Raw genomic sequence first — 22,993 nt, forward strand, 5'->3', positions numbered from 1 at the left:
GGACGGGACTCGAACCCGCGACCCCCGGCGTGACAGGCCGGTATTCTAACCAACTGAACTACCACTCCATAAACCATGGTGGGCGGTACTGGACTCGAACCAGTGACCCCTGCCGTGTGAAGGCAGTGCTCTACCAACTGAGACTAACCGCCCGGGCAAGCAGGTACTGCGTACAACGTGTTGGCGGAGTGGACGGGACTCGAACCCGCGACCCCCGGCGTGACAGGCCGGTATTCTAACCAACTGAACTACCGCTCCAGAGCGTTGGCGGAGTGGACGGGACTCGAACCCGCGACCCCCGGCGTGACAGGCCGGTATTCTAACCAACTGAACTACCACTCCACTACTGGTGGGTGATGACGGATTCGAACCGCCGACCCTCTCCTTGTAAGGGAGACGCTCTACCAACTGAGCTAATCACCCTCCGCCGACCGCGTTTCCGCAGCGACGAGAGGCGCGCATTTAAGCACAGTAAATTGTCGCCGGCAAGGGTTTTGGGAAAAGAACCCGGATTTCGACTGTTTTGAACAAGATAGACCTGGATGCGTCGCACGAATTGTCCGACATGGCAAAGGGCACGGCGCTCCGGTATGATTGCCCGATTCTGAAAGTGGAACGCCGAGAAGCATGAAAACCACCTTCCTCGATTTTGAGCAACCGATCGCGGAGCTCGAGAACAAGATCGAAGAGCTGCGCTATGTACAGGACGACTCGGTCCTGGACATCTCCGAAGAGATCTCCCGGCTGCAGAAAAAAAGCCTGGATCTGACCAAGGTCATCTACAGCAAGCTCACCCCCTGGCAAATCTCCCAGGTGGCGCGGCACCCGCAACGCCCGTACACCCTCGATTACGTGAAGTCGATCTTCACCGATTTCGAGGAACTGCACGGCGACCGGAGCTATGCCGATGATGCTGCCATTGTCGGCGGCATGGGCCGCTTCAATGGCCAGCCGGTCATGATCATCGGTCACCAGAAGGGACGCGACACCAAGGAGAAGATCCTCCGCAATTTCGGCATGCCCCGTCCCGAGGGTTACCGCAAGGCGCTGCGCCTGATGAAGCTGGCCGACAAGTTCGGCCTGCCGATCTTCACCTTTATCGACACACCCGGCGCCTATCCGGGCATTGGCGCGGAAGAACGCGGACAGAGCGAGGCCATCGGCCGCAATCTGTACGAAATGACCCGCCTGCGCGTGCCGGTCGTGTGCACGGTCATCGGCGAGGGCGGTTCCGGCGGGGCGCTGGCCATCGCGGTCGGCGATCAGCTCAACATGCTGCAGTATTCGACCTATTCGGTGATCTCGCCGGAAGGCTGTGCATCCATCCTGTGGAAGACCGCCGAGCGCGCGTCGGATGCCGCCGAAGCGCTGGGCATTACCGCCAGCCGGCTGAAGACGCTGGGTCTGGTCGACAAGGTGATCGCCGAGCCGGTTGGTGGCGCGCACCGCAATCATGCACAGATGATGCAGACCATGAAGCGCAGCCTGCACGAGGCGCTGAAAGGCCTGAGCAGCCATCCGCAGGATGAACTGCTGCAACATCGCTTCGATCGCCTGATGAGTTATGGACGCTTCAAGGAAGAAGACGCCGCCTGACGCACCGGACGCACCGCTGGCGGCAGTAGCCGCCGCGATCGCCACCCACTGGCCGGAAACGCTGTTGCGTTCCGGCCAGTCGCACGTGGAGGTGGCGTTGTCCGGTGGCGTGGATTCGGTCGTATTGCTGTGCGCGCTGTCCTCGCTGGCGACGGCGCGCGGCGTGCGGCTGACGGCCGTGCATGTTCACCACGGCCTGAGCCCCAATGCCGACCACTGGGCTGCGTTCTGCACGGCGCTGTGCGCGCGGCTGCAGGTGCCGTTGCGCATCGAGCGGGTCCGCGTCGATCGCGGCGGCGGGAGCCTGGAGGCGGCGGCTCGACATGCCCGTTACCGGGCCATCGCCGCCGGTGGTGCCGACGTGGTGGCACTGGCGCACCATGCCGATGACCTGGCTGAAACCGTGCTGCTGCAGGCGCTGCGCGGCGGCGGAGCGCGCGCGCTGGCCGCCATGCCGGTGCTGCGCCAGTCCGGACACGGTGGCTGGCTGTGGCGGCCGCTGCTGCAACTTGCCCGTGCCGACATCGAGCAGGCCGCCCGCCGGGCCGGCCTGGACTGGATCGAGGACGAAAGCAACGCCGATCCGCGCTATCGCCGCAATGCCATCCGCCACCAGCTGGTGCCGGTTCTGGCAAACCATTTTCCTGATTACCGGCGTCAACTGGCCCGCACGGCCGCCCGGGCCGCCGATGAGGCTGCGGTGCTGGCCGATGTCGCCGCCAGTACCTTGCCCGGACTGACTGGCGCCGACGGGGCGCTGGCATTGACGCCGCTGCTGCAGCGCCCGCTGCCCTGGCAGCGCCTGCTGCTGGCGGCCTATCTGGAACGACAGGCGGTGTCCGTATCGCCGGCACTGCTGGAAACATTGCTGGCCCAGGCGGCGCACGGTTTCGAACTGCGGGTCGGTGACCGGGTGCTGCTCGGCTATCGCGGCACGCTGCTGGTGCGCCCGGACGGACCGCTGCCGTCGGCCACGTTCATCCTGCCGCTGGTCGAGGGAGAGGTGCCGCTGCCCGGCTGGCCGGGCACGCTGCGCCTGTCACGGCAGGCGGTGGGCGGCGTGGTGCTGGCCGATGGAAGCAGGATCGAGGTTCGGCCGCCGGCCGATGGCGAGACCCTGGCGCAGGGTGTGGGGCACAAGGCCTGCCGCAAACTGTGGCAGGAGGCCGGCCTGGCGCCATGGCGCCGTCAGCGCTGGCCGCGGCTGTGGGCCGATGGCGCACTGCTGGCACTGCCCGGCATTGCCGTGGCGAGCGACCGGCTGGCCCGGCCCGGCGAGACGGGCTGGGCGTTCGGGTGGGTCGAAAGCGGCCAATAAAAAAGGCGGCGCTGGGGGCGCCGCCAGGGGTGGGGTGACTTGATCAATCAGTCGCGGCTCTGGCCGGATACGGCGAGCAGGATCTGCAGCAGGCTGGTGAAGATGTTGTAGATACCCATGTAAAGCGTCAGCGTGGCCGACACATAATTGGTTTCACCACCTTCAATGATCTGTTTCAGCTGGAACAGGATCATGGCCGAACTGAACAGGATGAAGCCTGCGCAGATGGTCAGTTGCAGCGCCGGGATCTGCATGAAGATGTTCGCGACCACGGCGACCATCAGCACGATGCCGCCGACGACCATGAACTTGTTCAGGAAGCCGAGGTCGCGCTTGATGACGGTCGACAGCGTGGCCATGGCGAAGAACACCACGGCGGTACCGCCGGCAGCCAGCGTGATCAGCTGTCCGCCGTTGCGCAGGCTCAGCGCGACCTGCAGCAGCGGGCCGAGCAGCACGCCGAGCATGAAGGTCAGGGCGAGCAGCAGGGCGACGCCAAGGCCGCTGTCACGGTTTTTCTCGATCAGGAAGAACATGCCGTAGATCGCGGCGAGCATGACCACGCTGGACACGATCGGGCTGGCACGCATGAAGCCGAAGCTCATGTTGATGCCCATCAGGGCGCCGACAATGGTCGGAATCATCGTGAGCGCAAGCAGCAGATACGTGTTGCGCAACACTTTGTTCCGGCTCGCGGACAGCGCCGAAGTCTGATACGAAGTGTTGAGGTATTTGTCCATTTTGAATGCGTCTCCGCTGGGTAGGCCCGACTCGGGCATGCTTGAAGACTAGACGCCAAGACTTAAGGTCGGGTTATGAAATGCTTGCGACAGCATTGTTTGTGCATGACGGACAGGCAGACTGACAGCCGGCAAGGTTTTTTTGGCCGCAGCCCTTGTCGATGTCGGGTCTGCGCCCGATATGGTGTCCAATCGTCCCCTTCGTGCGCCCTTGTCTTGCCTCGGCTTCCGCTATTCGGGTAAATTTCGCCTTTTGCTGGCCGGCAAAGGCTCGACGCACGGCCGCAACGGATTCTGCGAGGGTGGCGGAATTGGTAGACGCACTGGATTTAGGTTCCAGCGCCGAAAGGCGTGAGAGTTCGACTCTCTTCCCTCGCACCACAAGAATACTGACCGGCGGGACCTCCCGTCGCGTTCCCGCACATCACCGGACATTGTACCGGTACCCCTTTTACCTCTAAGGATTCGACATGCAAGTGCAACTGGAAACGCTGGGCGCCCTCGAGCGTCGCCTCGACATCGCCCTGCCGCTGGCTGACATTGACGCCGAAGTCAAAAAGCGTCTCGGCCGCGTGGCTCGCACCGCCAAGGTGGCAGGTTTCCGTCCGGGCAAGGCCCCGCTGAAGATCGTCGAACAGAACTATGGTGCCTCGGTGCGCGAAGAAGTGCTGGGCGAACAGGTCCAGATCGGCTTCTCCAGGGCCGTGGCCGAGCAGTCGCTGCGCGTGGCCGGCTATCCGCGCTTCGAGCCGGTGGCTGCCGAAGGCGCCAGCGCCGACCATTTCAAGTTCAGCGCGCTGTTCGAAGTCTATCCGGAAGTGAAGATCGGTGACGTCGCAGGCCAGGAACTCGAAAAAGCGGTCTGCGAAGTGACCGAAGCCGAGATCGACAAGACCATCGACATCCTGCGCAAGCAGCGCACCCGCTTCAACCGCGTTGAACGTGCCGCCGCCGATGGCGACCGCGTGATCATCGACTTCAAGGGCGTGATCGACGGCGAAGCCTTCGCCGGCGGTTCCAGCGAGAACTTCCCGTTCGTGCTCGGCCAGGGCCAGATGCTGCCGGAATTCGAAACCGGCGTGATCGGCCTGAAGGAAGGCGAATCGCGCGACGTCGAAGTCAGCTTCCCGGACGACTATCATGGCAAGGAAGTGGCCGGCAAGAAGGCCGTGTTCACCATCAGCGTGAAGAATGTTGCCGAAGCCGTGCTGCCGGAACTGGACGACGCGTTCGCCAAGGCACTGGGCATCGTTGACGGCGACGTCGCCAAGATGCGCGCCGAGATCGAAAAGAACGTCAAGCGCGAAGTGGTTCGCCGCCTGGCCGCCCGCAACAAGGAAGCGGTCATGGAAGCGCTGATCAGCGTCAGCGAACTCGACCTGCCGCAGTCGCTGGTGCAGGTGGAAATCGGTCGTCTGATGCAACAGGCGCAAGAAGACTTCGCCCGTCGCGGTCTGGACACCAAGAGCATGCCGCAACTGCCGCCGGAACTGTTCAAGGACCAGGCTGAACGTCGCGTCAAGCTGGGCCTGATCCTGTCGGAACTGGTCAAGGCCAACGAACTGAAGGCCACCGCCGAACAGGTCAAGGCCCGCGTTGAAGAATTCGCCGACAGCTACGAACATCCGGCTGAAGTGGTCAAGTGGTACTACGAAAGCCCGGAACGCCTCGATGGTCCGGAAAGCATGGTGCTGGAAGACAACGTGGTTGAATTCGTGTTCGGCAAGGCCAAAGTGACTGAGAAAGCGGTTTCGTTCGACGAACTGATGGGGAACGCCTAAGCATGCATAACCTACGGGATTGGCAACTGTCTCAATCCGCACCTCAGGCCCTGGGCCTGGTGCCGATGGTGGTCGAACAGAGTGGTCGTGGCGAACGTGCCTACGACATCTACTCGCGACTTCTGAAGGAACGCATCGTATTCCTGGTCGGTCCGGTGACGGATGAAACGGCCAATCTCGTGGTGGCGCAGCTGTTGTTCCTGGAATCGGAAAATCCTGACAAGGACATCAACCTGTACATCAACTCGCCGGGCGGGGTGGTGACGGCCGGGCTGTCGATCTACGACACGATGAACTTCATCAAGCCCGACGTTTCCACGTTGTGCATTGGCCAGGCAGCCAGCATGGGCGCGTTCCTGCTGTCGGCCGGCGCCAAGGGCAAGCGTCTCGCGCTGCCGAACTCGCGGATGATGATTCACCAGCCGCTGGGCGGTTTCCAGGGGCAGGCATCCGACATCGAGATTCACGCGAAGGAAATCCTGTCGTTGAAGCGCAAGCTCAACGAGTTGATGGCACAGCATTGCGGTCGTCCGGTCGAGGACCTCGAACGCGATACCGACCGCGACAATTTCATGAGCGCTGCAAAATCGGTCGAGTACGGTCTGATCGACCGTGTCATCGAGCCGCAATCGCGCACATAGGTGGTAAGCAGTCATGACGGATAAACAGGACAGCCAGCAACTGGCATGCTCGTTTTGCGGGCGCAAGAAGCAGGAAGTCAAACACCTGATCGCCGGGCCGCAGGTCTTCATCTGCGACGAATGCATTCGCGATTGCGAAGGCATCATCGCCGACCTGAGCGCGGCCGGGCAGGGGGCTGACAAGGCGTCCGAAGGCGAGGCTGAGGCACGTCTGCCCAGCCCGCGCGAACTGCGCGAATCGCTGGACCAGTTCGTGATCGGGCAGGACCAGGCCAAGAAGACGCTGTCGGTGGCGGTGTACAACCACTACAAGCGCCTGAACGCCACCGAGGCCGATGCCGAAGTCGAGCTGTCGAAGAGCAACATCCTGCTGATCGGCCCGACCGGTTCCGGCAAGACCCTGCTGGCGCAGACGCTGGCGCGGGTGCTTGACGTGCCGTTCGCCATTGCCGATGCGACGACACTGACCGAAGCCGGCTATGTCGGCGAGGACGTCGAGTCCATCGTGACCAAGCTGCTGCAGAAGTGCGACTACGACGCGCAGAAGGCGCAGCGCGGCATCATCTACATCGACGAAATCGACAAGATCTCGCGCAAGTCCGACAACCCGTCGATCACGCGCGACGTGTCCGGCGAGGGCGTCCAGCAGGCGCTGCTGAAACTGATCGAAGGCAGTGTGGCGAATGTGCCGCCGCAAGGCGGTCGCAAGAACCCGAATGCCGAGTTCATCCAGGTGGATACGACCAATATCCTGTTCATCTGCGGTGGCGCGTTTGACGGGCTGGAGAAGGTCATTCGCCAGCGGACGGAAAAGGGCGGCATCGGCTTTGGCGCCACGGTGACGTCGAAGGACGATCAGCGTGCCATCGGCGAACTGCTGCGCGAAACCGAGCCCGAGGATCTGATCAAGTTCGGTCTGATCCCCGAGTTCATCGGCCGTCTGCCGGTCGTCGCGCTGCTGGAGCCGCTCGATGAAGAAGCGCTGATGACCATCCTCACCGAACCGAAGAACGCGCTGGCCAAGCAGTATCGCAAGCTGTTCTCGATGGAAGGTGTCGAACTGGAAATCCGCCCGTCGGCCATGCGCTCCATCGCCCGCCAGGCGCTGGCGCGCAAGACCGGTGCCCGTGGTCTGCGTTCGATCGTCGAGCGTGCACTGCTCGATACCATGTACGACCTGCCGTCGCTGGAAGGCGTGGCACGCGTGGTGGTCGACGAAACCGTGATCGAACAGGGCGCGAAACCGAAGCTGGTGTATCAGGAAAACGTGCTCAAGCACAGTGCCTGATACACGGGGCGACCTCGCTTCGCTCGCTGGTTCTTCGCGACAAAAGGTCGATGTGATTCAAGGCCGTCCGGTAACGGACGGCTTTTTTATTTTGCCGTGCACCGGGCTGCCGGTGTGCGGAGTAGACTGCATTCGACGCGGGCGAGCTTGAATTCTCGCTCTTTGCGCCCATTTGCAGCGCAGCATGACAACACCAGACAAAGAGATTCCAGCCATGTCGCAAAGCGAAATGACTACCCCGGTGACCCACCTGCCGCTGCTGCCCCTGCGCGACGTTGTGGTGTTCCCGCATATGGTGATCCCGCTGTTCGTCGGCCGTCCGAAGTCCATCAAGGCTCTCGAACGCGCGATGGCGGAAGACAAGCAGATCCTGCTGGTCGCGCAGAAATCCGCCGCCAAGGACGAGCCGTCTATCGAGGATCTGTACGACGTCGGCACGGTTTCGGCCGTGCTGCAGATGCTCAAGCTGCCCGATGGCACGGTAAAGGTGCTGGTCGAGGGCAAGAGCCGCGCGCTGGTCGAGGACGTGCGTGAGGACGACGGCCTGTTCGTCGCCGACATCACGCCGGCGTCGATCGATGCCGGTGCCAACACCGAGACCGAGGCAATGCGCCGCGCGCTGCTGGCCCAGTTCGAGCAGTACGTCAAACTGAGCAAGAAGATCGCGCCGGAAATCCTCGCGTCGCTGTCCGGCATCGACAGCCCGGGACGGCTGGCCGACACCATTGCCGCCCACCTGCCGCTGAAAATCGAACAGCGCCAGGACGTGCTGGAGATGTTCAATGCCGTCGAACGGCTTGAGCACCTGCTGGCGCAGATCGAATCCGAAATCGATATCCTGCAGGTCGAAAAGCGCATCCGTGGCCGGGTCAAACGGCAGATGGAGAAGAGCCAGCGCGAGTACTACCTGAACGAACAGGTCAAGGCGATCCAGAAAGAGCTGGGCGAAGGCGACGAAAACGCCGAGTTCGACGATCTGGAAAAGAAGATCAAGACCGCCGGCATGTCCAAGGAAGGCCGCGACAAGGCAAACAGCGAGCTCAAGAAGCTGCGCATGATGTCGCCGATGTCGGCCGAAGCGACCGTGGTCCGCAACTACATCGAGACCCTGGTTGACCTGCCGTGGAAGAAAAAGACCAAGATCAGCAGCGACATCATCGCTGCCGAGAAGGTGCTGGACGAAGACCACTACGGGCTGGACAGGGTCAAGGAACGCATCCTCGAGTATCTCGCGGTGCAGGGCCGGGTCGACAAGCTGAAGGGACCGATCCTGTGCCTGGTCGGCCCGCCGGGGGTCGGCAAGACCTCGCTGGGCGAGTCGATTGCCCGTGCGACCGGACGCAAGTTCGTGCGCATGGCACTGGGCGGCGTGCGTGACGAAGCCGAGATCCGCGGTCACCGCCGGACCTATATCGGCTCGATGCCGGGCAAGATCCTGCAGAGCATGACCAAGGTCGGCGTCAAGAACCCGCTGTTCCTGCTCGACGAAGTCGACAAGCTCGGCGCGGATTTCCGTGGCGACCCGAGCGCGGCACTGCTGGAAGTGCTCGACCCCGAGCAGAACCATGCCTTCAGCGACCACTATGCCGAAGTCGATTTCGACCTGTCCGACGTGATGTTCGTCGCGACCGCAAACTCGCTGAACATTCCGCAGGCGCTGCTGGACCGGATGGAGATCATCCGCCTGTCCGGCTACACCGAGGACGAGAAGGTCGCCATCGCCGAACGCTATCTGGTGCCGAAGCAGGTCAAGGCGAACGGCCTCAAGGAAGGCGAGCTGCAGGTGCAGGAAAGCGCGGTGCGCGACATCGTGCGCTACTACACCCGCGAGTCCGGTGTCCGCAGCCTCGATCGCGAGATTGCCAAGATCGGCCGCAAGGTGGTCAAGAACAACCTGACCAAGCATCGCGACGACAACGCGCTGGTGCGCACGACGGTATCGTCGCGCAACCTCGACAAGTATCTCGGCGTGCAGAAGTACGAGTACGGCGTGGCCGAGGAGCAGAACCAGGTCGGTCAGGTGACCGGGCTGGCGTGGACCGAGGTCGGCGGCGAACTGCTGACCATCGAGGCGGTGTCGCTGCCGGGCAAGGGCAACATCATCCGGACCGGTCAGCTGGGCGACGTGATGCAGGAATCGATCACGGCAGCCATGAGCGTGGTGCGGCGTCGTGCACGGACATTGGGCATCAAGCCTGATTTCTATGAAAAGCAGGACATTCACATCCACCTGCCCGAAGGGGCGACGCCGAAGGATGGCCCGTCGGCGGGTATCGGCCTGGTCACGGCGATCACGTCGGCGCTGACCGGCATCCCGGTGCGTGCGGATGTCGCCATGACCGGCGAAATCACCCTGCGCGGCGAAGTGCTGCCGATCGGCGGCCTGAAGGAAAAGCTGCTGGCGGCGCATCGCGGCGGGATCAAGCATGTGCTGATTCCGAAGACCAACGTCAAGGATCTGGCGGAAATTCCGGCGAACATCAAGCGCAGCCTGGAAATCCATCCGGTAAAGTGGATCGAACAGGTGTTTGAACTGGCGCTGGAACGGATGCCGGAGGCGTTGCCGGAAAGCGACGAAATCGGCACGATTCCTGCTAAAACCGAGGAGCCCGCCGAAGCGCGCGTGACCAAGCACTGACCCAATTGCCACTGCCTTGACACGCCAAAATTCGGCTTGCTATAAAGCCTTCTGTTTGCCGGAGTCGCGGTTCCGGTGGCCATAACATGGAAAGGGGACGTAAGTGAAAAAATCCGAATTGATCGACGCGATTGCCGCTTCGGCTGACATCTCGAAAGCCGCTGCCGGCAAGGCGCTCGACGGTGCGATCGATGCGCTGACCGCCGCCCTGAGCAAGGGGGAGTCGGTCACGCTGGTCGGTTTCGGCACCTTCTACGTCGGCGAGCGCGCCGAACGCAATGGTCGCAATCCGAAAACCGGCGAGATGATCAAGATTCCTGCTGCCCGTTCGCCGAAGTTCCGCGCTGGCAAGGGCCTCAAAGACGCGCTATAATCCGCGCTCGGTCTCCTAGCGAGAATCGGGCGGTTAGTCTCAGTTGGTAGAGCACTGCCTTCACACGGCAGGGGTCACTGGTTCGAGTCCAGTACCGCCCACCACAGCGGAGTGGTAGTTCAGTTGGTTAGAATACCGGCCTGTCACGCCGGGGGTCGCGGGTTCGAGTCCCGTCCACTCCGCCAGAATCCAAAAAGGTGAACGCGCTGCCGTTCACCTTTTTTGTTGCTATCTTCCGCATCAAGCTGTCCGGGTCGGTTTTGCCGTCCGGCGGCGGCCGCGGTCAGACGGACCCATATCGCCCTCATGTTTGATTTCGTCCAGAAAAACACGCTCCTCATCAAGGTCATTCTCGGTGCCGTGGCGCTGACTTTTGTCGGCTTCGGTGTCGGCAGCTACACCGCCTCGTCGGATGATCCCTATCTTGCCAAGGTCGCCGACCTGAAGATCTACAAGCAGGACGTGGATCGGGTGCTCAATGGCCAGCCGGCCGACAGCGCGGTGCGTCAGCAGGTGCTGGAAAGCCTGGTTCGCCAGAAGCTGCTGCTGGCCGATGCCGGTGCCGCCGGCCTGGTGGTCAGCGATGAAGCACTGCGTCGCGCGATCGCGGCCGTTCCGGCTTTTCAGGACAACGGCAAGTTCAGCCCGAGTCGCTACGAGGCATTCCTGAAAGCGCAGTACCTGACGCCGGTTGCATTCGAACAGCGCCTGCGCGACGAACTGCTGACCGAGAAACAGGTGTCTGCCTTTGTTGACGCGTCCTTTGTCACCCCGGGTGAAATCGAGCGCATGCATCGCCTGCTGGCCGAACAGCGCCAGGTCGACGCGTTCACGCTGACGGCCGCTGACTTTGTCGCCGACGCCAGAGTCGACGACAGCGCGGTCAAGAAGTACTACGACGCCAATCTCGCCCGCTTCCGCCTGCCCGAGCAGGTGCGGCTGCAGTACGTGCTGCTGTCGCTGGACCAGGTCGCCCAGTCGGTGCAGGTCAGCGATGCGGACGCCGAACAGTATTTCAATGAACACAAGGCCGACCTCGGCAAGGAAGAGCGCCAGCTGTCGCACATCCTGCTGACGGTGCCGTCCGGCGCCAGCGCCGCGGACAAGGCCAAGGTCAAGGCGGCGGCCGAAGCGATCGACAAGGAAGTGAAGGCCGATCCGGCCCGCTTTGCCGAGATCGCCAGGCAGCGTTCGCAGGACCCGGGTTCGGCTGCCAACGGCGGCGGGCTTGGCTGGGTGCCGCGCGGCATGATGGTCAAGCCGTTCGAGCAGGCTGCGTTCGCACTCAAGCAGGGCGAGATCAGCAATGTGGTCGAAAGCGAATTCGGCTACCACGTCATCAAGCTCGACGGTGTGCGCTCGACCGAGTTCGCGGCGGTCAAGCAGGACATCAAGCAGCGCATGGCCCGCCAGAAAGCCGGCGCGACCTATCGCCAGCAACTGGAACGCCTGTCCGACGTCACCTATCAGCAAGCCGACAGCCTGAAGCCGGCTGCCGATGCCCTGAAGCTGAAGATCGAGGAAAGTGGCTGGCTGCTGCGCGGCAAGCCGGGCGAAGGCGTGCTGGCCAATCCGAAGCTGATCGACGCGGCCTTCAGCGATGACGTACTCAACGGCAAGCACAACAGCGAAGTGGTCGATATCGGCAATGACAGCAGTGCCGTGGTACGCATTGCCGAACACAAGCCGGCCGTGCAGCAGCCGCTGGCCGAAGTGGCACCGATCATCCGCCAGGAACTGAAGCTGAAGGCGGCCGAAACGATGGCGGTCAAGAAGGGCAAGGAAATGCTGACCGAACTGAAGGCTGGCAAGAGCGTCAGCGCGAACTGGGGGCCGGGTCAACTGGTCAGCCGTCGCGCACCGGGTGCGCTCAGCCGCGATGCCGTTCGCGCCGTGTTCTCGGCCGATGCCGCCAGGCTGCCGGCCTATGCCGGTGCGGTGCAGGGCAACGGCTATGTGCTGTACCGGGTGGAACGGGTGATTCCGGCCGCACCGATCAACCCGACCGACCGCCAGTACCTGGCCGACCTGCTCGGCAAGATGCAGGCCAACGCGGACGCAACCAGCTATCTGAACAGCCTGCGCGAGCACTACAAGGTCATGATCCGGCAAATGCCGAACGCCGAGTAAGCGCCTCTGGCCTGTCCGGAAGCAGAAACACCCCGCCCAGGCGGGGTGTTTCCGTTTATGGGGCTAAGCCTGGTCCAGATGGATGGCGAAGCCGTGCCGGCCCGGCGCCAGTTCCGGGCGCAGGGTCAGGGCCGGGATGTCGTAGGCACCGCCATTCTGCCGGCGGAATGGCAGGGGAGCGGTCGTGGCGAGGGTATCGAGGCGCTGCCCGAGGGCCGCGCAGGCGCGGGCGAACCCGTCCTGGTCGAGACGCCCGGTCCGGTAGATCACATGCGGCGGCAGAACATCAAAGCCCGGGTAGTACAGGATGCCGTGCTGGATGGGGAACAGGATGTCGTCGATCGGGCCGTTGATGCCGCGCGGGCTGTAATGCGATGCCCAGCCGCCGGCCGTGACGACCAGCATGGCGCGTTTGCCTGCCATCGTGCCTTCACCAAAACGGTCGCCCCAGTGGTGGTCGGAATGCTCACCGACGCCGTAGGCGAAACCATGGGCGTAGACGCGATCCACCCAGCCTTTCAGGATGGCCGGCATCGAGTACCACCACAGCGGAAACTGCAGGATGACGGCGTCCGCCCAGCGCAGCTTGTCCTGTTCGCCGGCGATATCCGCCGTCTGCGTTCCGTTCGCGAACGCGCGGCCGCTGTCCAGCGACGGGTCGAAACGCGTGCCGGCCGGGGGGGGCGGTGCTGTCGTTCGCGTCGAGAACGGCTTTCCAGTTCATGGCGTACAGGTCCGACAGCTGGACGTGGTGGCCTGCGGCTTCAAGCCGCTTGATCGAAAAATCCCTGAGTGCGCCATTCAGCGATCCGGGTTCGGGGTGGGCATGGACGAGCAGTACATTCATGGTCGGGGCTCCATCAGCAAGAGGGGCTCACGATAGGGGGTGCATCAGGTATATTGGAAATGAATTTCTGATATTCCGGGTATTGCAATGAACAATGTCTTGCGCCGGCTGGACCTGAACCTGCTGGTGACGCTCGATGCGCTGCTGGTCGAGCACAACGTGACGCGCGCCGCCGAGCGGCTGCATCTGTCCCAGCCCACGGTCAGTATCCAGCTGGGCAAGCTGAGGGAAGCGCTCGGCGATCCGCTGCTGCTGCCGGGCCCCCGGGGCATGCGTCCGACCGCGCGTGCCGAGGCGTTGCGCGACCCGCTGCGGCAGGCGCTGGATGCCCTGGCGCAGGCGGTGTCGGCACCTGCGGTGTTCGATCCTGCACGGGCCAGCCAGACCTGGCGCGTCGCCTCGTTCGACTACGGCGAGTCAACCATTCTGCTGCCGGCGCTGGCCGGTTTGCGTGCCGCCGCGCCCGGTACCCGGCTGGCGGTTCTTGAGGTCGCGCCCGCCGACATGGGCCGGCAGCTTGAACAGGGCGGGATAGATCTGGCATTTCATGTCGGGGACGAGGCGCCCGGGGGGTTGCGCCGGCGGCTCATGTTTGCCGAGCAGTACGTGCTGGTCGGCCGGGCCGGCCATCCGGGTCTGAGCCGGCGTCCGACCCTCGCCGAATTCAGCCGGTTCGAGCATGCGATCGTCTCGCCGGATGGTGGCGGATTTCGCGGCGTGACTGACTCTGCGTTGTTGGAACGGGGGCTGAGCCGACGGGTCGTGCTCTCCGTCCCGCATTTCCTGTTTCTGAAATCAGTGCTGGCCAGTACCGATCTGGTGGCCATGCTGCCGTCGCGGCTGGTGCAGGACGATCCCCGGCTGCAGCAGGTCGAGCCGCCCGTGGCCGTGCCCGGCTTCGAGATGCACATGCTGTGGCACGAGCGCTCGCACCGTGATCCCGCGCATCAGTGGCTGCGCGAGCACATCGCGGCGTCGGTGTGAGCGCGCGACGGGCTGCCGGACCGGAATCCGGCAGCCCGCATCCCGCTCAGTTTGCGTGCAGGGCGGTCACGAGGTCGACTTCTTCCTTTGCGCCAAGGAAGACGGCGACGCGCTGGTGCAGGCCTTCCGGCTGCAGGTCGAGAATGCGGCCGTGGCCATTGCTGGCGGCACCGCCGGCCTGCTCGATGATGAACGACATCGGGTTGGCTTCGTACATCAGGCGCAGCTTGCCGGGCCTGGACGGGTCACGGCTGTCCTTCGGGTACATGAACACGCCGCCACGGCACAGGATGCGATGCACCTCGGCCACCATCGACGCCACCCAGCGCATATTGAAGTCCTTGCCGCGCGGACCGGTTTTGCCGGCGAGCAGTTCGCCGACATAGCGCTGGACCGGGGCTTCCCAGTGGCGCTGGTTCGACATGTTGATGGCGAATTCCTTGGCGGTTTCCGGCACGCGCATCAGCGGGTGGGTCAGCACGAACTGGCCGGTACCGTGATCGAGGGTGAAGCCGTTGACGCCATGGCCGCTGGTCAGCACCAGCATGGTCTGCGGGCCATACAGCACATAGCCGGCCGCGGCCTGGGTGGTGCCGCGCTGGAGGAAGTCGGCGACTTCGATGCCGGTCTTGCCTTCCGGGGCGCGCAGCACCGAGAAGATGGTGCCGACGGAAATGTTGACGTCGATATTCGACGAGCCGTCGAGCGGATCGAACAGCAGCAGATACGGGCCTTGCGGGTAGGTGGCCGGGATCGGATACGGATCGTCCATTTCTTCCGAGGCCATGGCCGCCAGCTGACCGGTCCATTCATTGGCTTCGAGCAGCATGTCGTTGGCGATGACGTCCAGTTTCTTCTGGTCCTCGCCCTGCACATTGCCGGTGCCGGCTTCGCCGAGCACGCCGGCCAGCGCGCCGCGATTGACGGCGTCGCCAATGGCGACGCAGGTGTTGGCTACAGTAAGAATGAGTTCGCGCAGCGTGGCGTCGGCCAGTTGGCCCTGACGTTCGGCGTCGAGCAGGAAGCGGGAAAGCGTGATGCGGTTCATGGCGGTCCTGAATGGGAAGCGGGCGCGAACGGCGGAGGCCGGCGCGCGACAATCCCTTATTTTGCCAGACTGACGACCCGGCTGGTATGCGACATGCCACATGTCCGGACGCACAAACGCCAACCTGGGCGGTTGGCGTGTTGTCGTTGGGGGGAAACGGGGAGTCAGGCAGGCATTGCCGTCCCCGTCCGGGTTATCAGCGTTCGCTGTGGCGCTGGCTGGCAACCGGAAGCGGTGCCCGGCGGTTCGCGGTGATCGCGATCACGCAGCACTGGATTTCCCGATAACTGGATTGGCGGGGGCGGTGATGGATCGTTGCATACAGGTCCAGCAATTTCATCGCATTGTTCATTTTAGTCTCCAACCAACCGCACATTCGGGGGATGCCCGATGGCGTTCTTGTCAAAGAGCCTGCGTTGACACCCCGGCAGTGTGTCCCGGGGCTAAACCGATTGTTGTTACAGGCCCATACCGTTTTCGGCTTGCAGATAAGACTAGACTATGCTTGCGGTAAATGACAAGCCATTTACCGCATTGTGAACCTGCGATGACTGGCTCAGTTCCGGCGGTCGACAAAACCGGCGATGCGCCGTCCCGCTTCCGCGAGCCGTTCGCTGTCGCAGGTGTAGGCAAGGCGGACATAGCGCTCGGCATCGTGCAGCGAGAAATCCCGCCCCGGCGCAACGGCGACATGGGCCTGTTCCAGCAGGTCGCGGGCGAAGGCAAAGCTGTCGTCGGTCAGTGCCGAGACATCGGCATACAGGTAGAACGCGCCCTCCGGTATGGCCGGGAAACGAAAGCCCAGCGGCGTCAATGTGGCCAGCAGGGCGTCGCGCCGGCGGGCGAACTCGCTGCGGCGGACCTCCAGACCGGCGACGGTTTCCGGGGCGAACGCGGCCAGTGCGGCATGTTGCGACAGCGTCGGCGCGGCCAGGAACAGGTTCTGCATCAGCCGTTCCGTCGCGGCAATATAGGCATCCGGCACCACCAGCCAGCCGAGACGCCAGCCGGTCATCTGGAAGTACTTGGAGAAACTGTTGATGACAAAAATGTCGTCGGACTGGGCCAGCGCGGTCGGGGCGTCGCAGCCATAGGTCAGGCCGTGGTAGATCTCGTCAACAATCAGCGTGCCGGCGCGCGCGGCGACGGCGCGATGCAGGTCGGCCAGCGCGTCCGGCGTGATCAGGGTGCCGGTCGGATTGGCCGGGCTGGCGATCATGGCCGCGACGCTGTCTTCGCGCCAGTGCGCGTCGATGTCGGCGGCGCTCAGTTGATAGCGGCTGGCGGCATCGACCGGCACGCTGACCGGCTCGGCATCAAGCAGGCTGACCAGGTGGCGATTGCACGGATAGGTCGGGTCGGGCAGCAGCACCGAACGGCCCGGCTCGGCCAGCAGCGCCAGCGCAATCAGCAGGGCGCCGGAAGCGCCCGGCGTCACGCAGATGCGGGCCGGGTCGACCTCGTGCCGGTAGCGGTCGCGGTACCAGCCGGCAATCGCTTCCCGCAGCGCCGGCAGGCCCATTGCCGCGGTATAGAACGTCTCGCCGCGACTCAGCGCCGACTGCGCGGCGGCAACGATGGGCGCCGGGGTCGGGAAGTCCGGTTCGCCGATTTCAAGGTGAATGACATCGTGGCCGTCCTGTTCCAGGCGCTTGGCGCGCTCAAGGATGGACATGACATGAAACGGCTGGATCTGCGCCAGTCGGGCAGCGAGTTGCATGAGGGAACCTGTTTCGATACGGAAGAGTGGGGGGGAGGGGCTCAGGCCAGCGGGCCGGTCACGGCCTTGGCGTACAGTGCCCGTTCCATTTCGCGGGCATCGACCGTCATTTGCAGGGCACGTCCGGCGCGATTGGCAAGCCGCTGCGTCAGCGTGTCGAGCAACATGGCGGTCAGGGCCCGGCGCTCGTCGGCGCTGCGTCCGGACAGCAGGAACAGCGTGACATGGACGAAGTCGATGTCGGCGTCCTCCCCGATGCAGACCACGTCGGCACGGTAGGCGCGGCTCTTGATGTCGTCGGCGGAGAAATGACCGCTGGCGATCAGCGTGCGGTTCAGTTCCAGCAGCAGCGAGCGGGCGTCGAGGTCGAGATTGTGTTCCAGTGTCAGGTGAGGCATGGGGAGCGGTTTCCGGTAAGGGGCAGGGCACGACAGGGCGTCGGTTGACAGGGCATTATGCCAGCCTGACCGGGGCGGTTGCCGCCCCGGGGGGAATCGTCCAGAATTTCAGACCATAGTCATTTACTTTTGGCGGCTGCCCAGCCGCTATTGAATTTTTGCCAGCCCCGGCCCCGCCGGGTACGCTGTCCTGGAGGCGCCGTTGCAGGTCCTTGGATTCGCCGGATATTCCGGCAGTGGCAAAACCACTTTGCTGGAGAAAGTCGTCGCCAGACTGACGGCGGCCGGTGTGCGGGTGGCAGTGATCAAGCACACCCATCACGATGCCGATTTCGATACCCCCGGTCGCGACAGCTGGCGACACCGGCAGGCCGGCGCCGCACAGGTCATGCTGGTGACACCGGCCCGACGCATGCTGATCGAGACCGTGCCCGATGCCAACGACATGGCACTGGACGAGCATGTGCGCCGACTGGCGCCGTGTGATCTGGTGCTGGTCGAAGGCTTCAAGAACGAAGCGATCGACAAGCTCGAGGTCGTCGACAGCACGGCCGGCCGGCCGCGACTGGCACCTGCCGATCCGCGCGTGCGGGCGGTCGTGACCGACCTGCCGACCGCCATTGGCGATGCGCTGCCCGTGTTTCATCGCGACGACGTCGAGGGTGTCGTCGCCTTCATTACAGAAAGGTATTTGCCGTGACCGCTGCTTCCACCATGCTCGACTTCGAGGCCGCCGCCGACTGGCTGCTGTCCCGTGCGCGTCCGCTCGAAGACACCGAGACCGTGCCGCTGATCCGCGCCCGCAACCGGGTACTGGCGCACGAGGTGGTGTCCGGCATCGACGTGCCGCCACACGACAACAGTGCCATGGACGGCTATGCGCTGCGCGTGGCCGACTGGCGTGACGGCGTCACGTTCGAAGTCAGCCAGCGCGTGCCGGCCGGCAGCCAGCCAGGACCGCTAAAGGCTGGCACCCTGGCGCGCATCTTTACCGGCGCCCCGATTCCCGCCGGCGCCGACGCGGTGGTCATGCAGGAAGACAGCGAGCTCGACGGCGACCGGGTCCGCATCCTGCATGCACCGGGCATCGGACAGAACATCCGCCGCGCCGGCGAGGACATCGGCCATGGCCAGGTGATTGTCGCTGCCGGCAAACGGCTGACGCCGGCCGATATCGGCCTGATCGCGTCGGTCGGCGTACCGGATGTCGACGTGTTCCGGCCGTTGCGCGTCGCGGTGTTCTTTACCGGTGACGAACTGACCGAGCCGGGCGAACGCCTGCAGCCCGGCCGCATCTACAACTCCAATCGCTACTGGCTGCGCGGTCTGCTGGCGCAGATCGGCTGCGAGATCCGCGATCTCGGCATCATTCCGGACAGCCTGGCGGCGACCCGGCTGGCGCTGAGCGATGCGGCGGCCAGTGCCGATGTGGTGGTGACCTGCGGCGGCGTGTCGGTGGGCGAAGAAGATCATGTCAAGACCGCCGTCGAGCGCGAGGGCGAGCTGCATCTGTGGAAGATCGCCATCAAGCCCGGCAAGCCGCTGGCCTATGGCCGCATTGGTGCCGCCGACTTTATCGGCCTGCCGGGAAACCCGGTGTCCGGCTACGTGACCCTGCTGACGCTGATCGTGCCCTTCCTGCGCCAGCGCATGGGACGCACCGCCGTGCGCCTGCCACTGCCGCTGCGCCTGCCGGCAGCCTTCGACTGGACGCGGGCGGATGCGCGCCGGACCGAATTCCTGCGCGCCCGGCTGGTCGGGCAGGACGATGGCGGCCTGGCCGTCGAACGTTACCCGCACCAGGGCTCGGGCGTGCTGACCTCGTGCGCGTGGGCGGACGGGCTGGTGCGGCTGGCGCCGGGCCGGACGGTCAAACCCGGTGATCTGGTTGATTTTCTGCCGATGTCGGCGCTGGTCTGAGCGTGACGGCCGCGTTGGAACAGGCCCTGAGCAGCCGTGACGGCACGGCCTTGTCCGGACGGATCTGGCCCGCTGCCGCCCCGCGCGCGGTAGTGGCGCTGGTGCACGGGCTGGCCGAACACGGCGGCCGCTATGCTGCCTTTGCCGAGCGGCTGAACCGGGCCGGCATCTCGCTGGTCACGGTCGACCTGCGCGGCCATGGCCGCTCGGCCGGCGCCCGGGCGCGGGTGCGCCATTTTGATGACTACCTGGACGATGCCGAAGCCTTGCTGGCACTGGCCGGCCGCCACTGTCCGGCCGGCGTGCCGCTGTTCCTGATGGGACACAGCATGGGCGGCGCAATTGCCGCGCTATGGGCGATCGAGCGCCTGCCCGCCAGCGGGGTGGCGCTGGCCGGGCTGATCCTGAGCAGCCCGGCGCTGTCGCTCGGTGCCGACGTACCACGCTGGATGATTGCCGTCGCCCAGGTGATCGGTCGCCTTGCGCCGGGCCTGCCGGTGCGGCGCATTGACGCCGCGCTGCTGTCCCGCGATCCGCTTGTGGTTGCCGACAACCGTGCCGACCCGCTGGTCCATCACTGTGGCGTACCGGCGCGAACCGGCGCCGAACTGATCGTGGCCATGCGCCGCATTGCGGCCGGCCGGCAGACGTTGACGCTGCCGGTACGCGTGTTCCATGGCACCGCCGACCGACTGACCGAGCCGGACGGCAGCCGCGAATTCGCGGCTGGCGTGGGCTCGGCCGATGTCGATCTGGCCCTGTATCCGGACAACTACCATGAGACGCTGAATGATCTGGATCGCGACCGGGTTATTGATGAGTTGATTGGGTGGATTGAGGGGTGTTTGTCGGGGGGGCGTTCATGAGGGGATGGGGGGCGGATTTGCAACCGGGCGAGTTTCGCTTGGGGGCCTTGGGAGGCTGCTGTTCGGCCAAAGCTGCTGTTCAGCCCTCCTTGCTTGAGTGGCATATGCAGCGCCAAAAGCAGCCCGCGCGGTCTCAACAAAATCTGGCTCGATTCAATTGATCACCTGGCAATCACTGCATGCTGGACTTATTTGGTGACGGTGCTTGAAGAGCTCAGTCAGCCCGACCAACTGCTGAAGGTCAGACGCAGAAACCGAAGGCAGTTGGCCCCAAGATGACTGAGTGCCTGGTTGCGTTGAGGAGTCATCAAGCGGCAGGTGGTGTTGCCTCAACAAGTGGAAACCAGCCCTTGGCCACCTGAATGACGCCCCACAATTTGTCGGGGATCGTCAGTTGCGGCACGCGGTCGGAATCGAGCGCTGTGGCAATCTCTGTTCCCCGTCCTTCGGTGGCGAGTTCTACCCATTTCGGATTCATCACCAGCCCCTGTCCGATTGCGACCAACTCCAGGCCCGTCGCGAGTGCTTTTTCGGCATCATCGGGCGTCCGGATAAGACCCGCTGCAATCAAGGGAATGCGGTTGGCAACGTGCTCAACAATCAGCTCGGCAGTGGTTTGCTCGCCGCTGTAGTCCGCAGGTCTGGCATTCGGAATGTCAAAGAGCGACGCATGAAGGTAATCGACCCCCGCCTCGATCAGCCGGTCGATCAGCACGTAGCTGTCGCCAATCCGTAGCGCTCCTTCGCCAGGCTCTTCCGGTGAGATGCGGTAGCCCAGCAGGAATGGCCGCTTGGCGTGTTCGGCGATGACCCGCTGTGCTTCGCGTACGACGGCCAGGGGGAAGCGCATACGGTTTTCGAGCGAGCCACCCCATTCATCCTCGCGCTGGTTGAACATGGGCGAGAAGAAGTTCTGGATGAGAAAGCCATGAGCGCCATGCAGCTCGATGCCGTCGAAGCCTGCCTCAATGGCGCGACGAGTTGTTTCGCCGAACGCTCGGATGATCCCTTCGATTTCTTCCTTGCTCAGCGCATGACTGGTCACTTCGGCGCTATTGAACGGGCTGGGCGGTACCTTCAGCGCACTGGCACTGACAACGCGACCATCCGGCACGAGGTGTGGCAAGGCTTTGTTGCCGGCGTGGAATATTTGCAAGATGGCTGGCGCTCCGCCGCTCCTGGCTGCTTCCGACAGGCGACGGAGGCTGGGAATAAAGCGATCATCGTGACTGGCGAATTCGTCAGTGAAGCCGATGCCGTCCGGCGTCACGTGCGTGCAACCCGTCACCACCATGCCAACACCGTTGACGCGAGCGCGGTAGTAGGCCACCTCCTGGTCGGAGATGCTGCCATCCGGATTCGCCGACCATGTCGTCATCGGTGCCATCACAGCGCGGTTGCGCAGGGTCAGGCCGTTCTTGAAAGCCAAAGGCTGAAGCAGTCTCGATATGGTTTGGGTCATTTGAATCGGATCTCCATCGTTGAAAAAGCGCTCTGCGGTGGTTTGTGCTCCCATGGCAAGCAGTGTGTTCCTGAATGCCTTGGTTCCGTTTGCCAAAACCGTCGCGTTTCTTGCCTGATGTGATGAGCTTCGATCAATGAAGGGCCTGGTCTGCATTCGGCAATGCTAAGCTTCAATCACGAAACACAAAGGAAAACACAAGTTTTCATGGAGGTATCCAGTGACCATTGAAGCAAAGCCTGACATCGGAGAACTTGTCAGTCTGGTGGGCAACATTGCACAAATCGATGGAGACTACGACACACCGATTGCAGCGCTGAAACTTCGTCGCTGCAGTTCCACCACCGATCCGATGCCCTGCATTTATGGCCTGGGCCTTGCGCTGATCGTGCAGGGCGGCAAGCGGATCACACTGGGCGATGAGGTCTTCGACTACGGGGTCGGACAATCCCTTATCACCACCGTGGACATGCCCGTGGTGGCGTACGTCACTCGTGCCAGCGCCGCAGAACCTTTCCTCGGGATTTGGCTGGAACTGGATGCTCGTCTTATTGCCCAGATGGCGGCGGAGATGGAGTTTGCGGCCCCGCTCCAGGCCTCGACGGCACGAGGAGTATCCCTTGTTGCACTGGAGCCAGGTCTGCAGGATGCGCTGACCCGCTTGCTCCGGCTGCTCGCCGAGCCATCACTGATTCCTCTCCTCGCCCCCCTGATCCAGCAGGAGATCGTCGTTCGCTTGCTGCATGGGGGGCATGGCTCCAACCTGCGCCGTCTCGTTGCGATAGGCTCGCCGAGCCAGCAAATTGCCAAGGTGGTCACATGGCTGAAACAGCACTACACAGAGAGCGTGCTGATAGATGATCTCGCGGCCAAAGCTCACATGAGCCCTTCAACTTTTCGGCAGCATTTTCGTGCAGTGGTCGGCGTGAGTCCCTTGCAGTACCTGAAGAACCTGCGGCTACTCGATGCCCGGCAACTGATGCTCAATGAGAATCTGGATGCGGGCAGTGCGGCGACACGTGTCGGGTACGAGAGCGCATCACAGTTCAGTCGGGAGTACAGCCGATTATTCGGAGATCCTCCGAATCGCGATATCAAGCGGATGCGGGAATCCAGTTGGGCGAGAGACGGACAAAGCCACTAAGAGCGGCCACCTGTGCCAGAGGGCCTTCGGCATGGAAACCACCACGTGCCGACACAATGCAAAGACCGACGCCGCCGCCGCCGAAGCCGTGATGCCTGA

General features: G+C 63.6%; 20 protein-coding genes, 7 tRNA genes and 1 pseudogene. 16 read left to right on the forward strand and 12 right to left on the reverse strand.

Annotated elements, in window-relative coordinates; all coding sequences use genetic code 11:
- Positions 1-76: 76 nt before the first annotated feature.
- From Q352_RS0103575 to Q352_RS0103590, 4 genes are all read right to left on the reverse strand, one after another.
- Positions 77-153: transfer RNA gene (locus Q352_RS0103575), tRNA-Val, on the reverse strand.
- 28 nt (positions 154-181) lie between these two features.
- Positions 182-258 (reverse strand) — tRNA-Asp (locus tag Q352_RS0103580).
- Between the two features lie 7 nt (positions 259-265).
- Positions 266-342 (reverse strand) — tRNA-Asp (locus Q352_RS0103585).
- Positions 343-347: 5 nt separating this feature from the next.
- Positions 348-423, reverse strand: a tRNA-Val gene (locus tag Q352_RS0103590).
- A 204-nt stretch (positions 424-627) separates the two neighbouring features.
- On the opposite strand from Q352_RS0103590, the gene Q352_RS0103595 reads away from it, so the two are divergent.
- A complete protein-coding gene (locus Q352_RS0103595) occupies positions 628-1,596 on the forward strand; it encodes an acetyl-CoA carboxylase carboxyltransferase subunit alpha (protein WP_028498170.1) in 969 nt (322 codons plus the stop codon).
- On the forward strand, positions 1,565-2,914 hold the full coding sequence (gene tilS / locus Q352_RS19640) for a tRNA lysidine(34) synthetase TilS (RefSeq protein ID WP_051528658.1): 1,350 nt from the start codon (positions 1,565-1,567) through the stop codon (positions 2,912-2,914). Before Q352_RS0103595 ends, tilS begins: the two co-directional genes overlap by 32 nt.
- Positions 2,915-2,961: 47 nt before the next feature.
- Here tilS and Q352_RS0103605 read toward each other — a convergent pair whose 3' ends face one another.
- A complete protein-coding gene (locus tag Q352_RS0103605; protein ID WP_028498171.1) occupies positions 2,962-3,654 on the reverse strand; it encodes a Bax inhibitor-1/YccA family protein in 693 nt (230 codons plus the stop codon).
- A 296-nt stretch (positions 3,655-3,950) separates the two neighbouring features.
- On the opposite strand from Q352_RS0103605, the gene Q352_RS0103610 reads away from it, so the two are divergent.
- The 9 genes from Q352_RS0103610 (at position 3,951) to Q352_RS0103650 (ending at position 12,505) form a co-directional block, all read left to right on the forward strand.
- Positions 3,951-4,035: transfer RNA gene (locus tag Q352_RS0103610), tRNA-Leu, on the forward strand.
- Between the two features lie 89 nt (positions 4,036-4,124).
- Positions 4,125-5,435 (forward strand): trigger factor, encoded by a 1,311-nt coding sequence (gene tig, locus Q352_RS0103615; protein ID WP_028498172.1) that lies wholly within the window; start codon positions 4,125-4,127, stop codon positions 5,433-5,435.
- A 2-nt stretch (positions 5,436-5,437) separates the two neighbouring features.
- A complete protein-coding gene (gene clpP, locus Q352_RS0103620) occupies positions 5,438-6,076 on the forward strand; it encodes an ATP-dependent Clp endopeptidase proteolytic subunit ClpP (RefSeq protein ID WP_051528659.1) in 639 nt (212 codons plus the stop codon).
- A gap of 13 nt (positions 6,077-6,089) precedes the next feature.
- A complete protein-coding gene (gene clpX / locus Q352_RS0103625) occupies positions 6,090-7,364 on the forward strand; it encodes an ATP-dependent Clp protease ATP-binding subunit ClpX (protein ID WP_028498174.1) in 1,275 nt (424 codons plus the stop codon).
- A 214-nt stretch (positions 7,365-7,578) separates the two neighbouring features.
- A complete protein-coding gene (lon, locus tag Q352_RS0103630; protein WP_028498175.1) occupies positions 7,579-10,002 on the forward strand; it encodes an endopeptidase La in 2,424 nt (807 codons plus the stop codon).
- Between the two features lie 103 nt (positions 10,003-10,105).
- Positions 10,106-10,375 carry an HU family DNA-binding protein gene (locus tag Q352_RS0103635; protein WP_028498176.1) on the forward strand — a complete coding sequence of 90 codons (270 nt, stop codon included), beginning with the start codon at positions 10,106-10,108 and terminating at the stop codon, positions 10,373-10,375.
- Between the two features lie 27 nt (positions 10,376-10,402).
- Positions 10,403-10,479: transfer RNA gene (locus Q352_RS0103640), tRNA-Val, on the forward strand.
- Positions 10,480-10,483: 4 nt separating this feature from the next.
- Positions 10,484-10,560 (forward strand) — tRNA-Asp (locus Q352_RS0103645).
- 121 nt (positions 10,561-10,681) lie between these two features.
- Entirely contained in the window at positions 10,682-12,505 is a 1,824-nt protein-coding gene (locus tag Q352_RS0103650; RefSeq protein WP_028498177.1) for a SurA N-terminal domain-containing protein, read from the forward strand.
- 63 nt (positions 12,506-12,568) lie between these two features.
- Here Q352_RS0103650 and Q352_RS23850 read toward each other — a convergent pair whose 3' ends face one another.
- Together Q352_RS23850 and Q352_RS24535 are read right to left on the reverse strand one after the other, a co-directional pair.
- Positions 12,569-13,156 (reverse strand): NAD(P)H-dependent oxidoreductase, encoded by a 588-nt coding sequence (locus Q352_RS23850; RefSeq protein ID WP_308417829.1) that lies wholly within the window; start codon positions 13,154-13,156, stop codon positions 12,569-12,571.
- A gap of 34 nt (positions 13,157-13,190) precedes the next feature.
- A pseudogene (locus Q352_RS24535) lies at positions 13,191-13,352 on the reverse strand (NAD(P)H-dependent oxidoreductase); the annotation flags it as partial.
- Between the two features lie 87 nt (positions 13,353-13,439).
- Between Q352_RS24535 and Q352_RS0103660 the strand changes: the two are divergent.
- Positions 13,440-14,336, forward strand: a complete 897-nt coding sequence (locus tag Q352_RS0103660) for a LysR family transcriptional regulator (RefSeq protein WP_028498178.1) — start codon at positions 13,440-13,442, stop codon at positions 14,334-14,336.
- Positions 14,337-14,382: 46 nt separating this feature from the next.
- Here Q352_RS0103660 and Q352_RS0103665 read toward each other — a convergent pair whose 3' ends face one another.
- The 4 genes from Q352_RS0103665 to Q352_RS0103680 all read right to left on the reverse strand — a co-directional run bounded on the left by Q352_RS0103665 (position 14,383) and on the right by Q352_RS0103680 (position 17,502).
- Positions 14,383-15,384 (reverse strand): class 1 fructose-bisphosphatase, encoded by a 1,002-nt coding sequence (locus Q352_RS0103665; RefSeq protein WP_028498179.1) that lies wholly within the window; start codon positions 15,382-15,384, stop codon positions 14,383-14,385.
- A 196-nt stretch (positions 15,385-15,580) separates the two neighbouring features.
- Complete coding sequence (locus Q352_RS23185) at positions 15,581-15,736, reverse strand: hypothetical protein (RefSeq protein ID WP_156952457.1); 156 nt, start codon at positions 15,734-15,736, stop codon at positions 15,581-15,583.
- Positions 15,737-15,940: 204 nt separating this feature from the next.
- Positions 15,941-17,104, reverse strand: a complete 1,164-nt coding sequence (locus Q352_RS0103675; protein WP_036385214.1) for a pyridoxal phosphate-dependent aminotransferase — start codon at positions 17,102-17,104, stop codon at positions 15,941-15,943.
- Positions 17,105-17,145: 41 nt separating this feature from the next.
- Complete coding sequence (locus Q352_RS0103680) at positions 17,146-17,502, reverse strand: 5-carboxymethyl-2-hydroxymuconate Delta-isomerase (RefSeq protein ID WP_028498453.1); 357 nt, start codon at positions 17,500-17,502, stop codon at positions 17,146-17,148.
- Positions 17,503-17,704: 202 nt separating this feature from the next.
- Between Q352_RS0103680 and mobB the strand changes: the two genes are divergently transcribed.
- From mobB to Q352_RS0103695, 3 genes are read left to right on the forward strand one after another with little or no spacing between them, the layout of a single operon-like run.
- Positions 17,705-18,202: a molybdopterin-guanine dinucleotide biosynthesis protein B gene (gene mobB, locus Q352_RS0103685; RefSeq protein ID WP_028498181.1), complete on the forward strand. Its 498-nt coding sequence runs from the start codon at positions 17,705-17,707 to the stop codon at positions 18,200-18,202.
- Positions 18,199-19,422 (forward strand): molybdopterin molybdotransferase MoeA, encoded by a 1,224-nt coding sequence (locus Q352_RS0103690; RefSeq protein WP_233495202.1) that lies wholly within the window; start codon positions 18,199-18,201, stop codon positions 19,420-19,422. Before mobB ends, Q352_RS0103690 begins: the two co-directional genes overlap by 4 nt.
- A gap of 2 nt (positions 19,423-19,424) precedes the next feature.
- A complete protein-coding gene (locus Q352_RS0103695) occupies positions 19,425-20,288 on the forward strand; it encodes an alpha/beta hydrolase (RefSeq protein ID WP_211249594.1) in 864 nt (287 codons plus the stop codon).
- A 307-nt stretch (positions 20,289-20,595) separates the two neighbouring features.
- Here the strand turns inward: Q352_RS0103695 and Q352_RS0103700 are convergent, their stop codons facing one another.
- Entirely contained in the window at positions 20,596-21,906 is a 1,311-nt protein-coding gene (locus Q352_RS0103700) for an NADH-dependent flavin oxidoreductase (RefSeq protein WP_199905525.1), read from the reverse strand.
- A gap of 64 nt (positions 21,907-21,970) precedes the next feature.
- Here Q352_RS0103700 and Q352_RS0103705 point away from each other — a divergent pair, with 64 nt between their 5' ends.
- Positions 21,971-22,894, forward strand: coding sequence for an AraC family transcriptional regulator (locus Q352_RS0103705; protein WP_028498185.1), 924 nt, complete (start codon positions 21,971-21,973; stop codon positions 22,892-22,894).
- Positions 22,895-22,993 lie beyond the last annotated feature (99 nt).

Source organism: Microvirgula aerodenitrificans DSM 15089, assembly GCF_000620105.1.
In the GTDB taxonomy this organism is placed as follows: Bacteria; Pseudomonadota; Gammaproteobacteria; order Burkholderiales; family Aquaspirillaceae; genus Microvirgula; species Microvirgula aerodenitrificans.

Excerpts from the sequence above, each read along its gene's own strand:
- Q352_RS0103595 (WP_028498170.1), top strand. The coding sequence starts at position 628 with ATGAAAACCACCTTCCTCGATTTTGAGCAACCGATCGCGGAGCTCGAG.
- tilS (WP_051528658.1), top strand. The coding sequence starts at position 1,565 with ATGGACGCTTCAAGGAAGAAGACGCCGCCTGACGCACCGGACGCACCG.
- Q352_RS0103605 (WP_028498171.1), bottom strand. The coding sequence starts at position 3,654 with ATGGACAAATACCTCAACACTTCGTATCAGACTTCGGCGCTGTCCGCG.
- tig (WP_028498172.1), top strand. The coding sequence starts at position 4,125 with ATGCAAGTGCAACTGGAAACGCTGGGCGCCCTCGAGCGTCGCCTCGAC.
- clpP (WP_051528659.1), top strand. The coding sequence starts at position 5,438 with ATGCATAACCTACGGGATTGGCAACTGTCTCAATCCGCACCTCAGGCC.
- clpX (WP_028498174.1), top strand. The coding sequence starts at position 6,090 with ATGACGGATAAACAGGACAGCCAGCAACTGGCATGCTCGTTTTGCGGG.
- lon (WP_028498175.1), top strand. The coding sequence starts at position 7,579 with ATGTCGCAAAGCGAAATGACTACCCCGGTGACCCACCTGCCGCTGCTG.
- Q352_RS0103650 (WP_028498177.1), top strand. The coding sequence starts at position 10,682 with ATGTTTGATTTCGTCCAGAAAAACACGCTCCTCATCAAGGTCATTCTC.
- Q352_RS0103660 (WP_028498178.1), top strand. The coding sequence starts at position 13,440 with ATGAACAATGTCTTGCGCCGGCTGGACCTGAACCTGCTGGTGACGCTC.
- Q352_RS0103665 (WP_028498179.1), bottom strand. The coding sequence starts at position 15,384 with ATGAACCGCATCACGCTTTCCCGCTTCCTGCTCGACGCCGAACGTCAG.
- Q352_RS23185 (WP_156952457.1), bottom strand. The coding sequence starts at position 15,736 with ATGAACAATGCGATGAAATTGCTGGACCTGTATGCAACGATCCATCAC.
- Q352_RS0103675 (WP_036385214.1), bottom strand. The coding sequence starts at position 17,104 with ATGCAACTCGCTGCCCGACTGGCGCAGATCCAGCCGTTTCATGTCATG.
- Q352_RS0103680 (WP_028498453.1), bottom strand. The coding sequence starts at position 17,502 with ATGCCTCACCTGACACTGGAACACAATCTCGACCTCGACGCCCGCTCG.
- Q352_RS0103700 (WP_199905525.1), bottom strand. The coding sequence starts at position 21,906 with ATGCAGACCAGGCCCTTCATTGATCGAAGCTCATCACATCAGGCAAGA.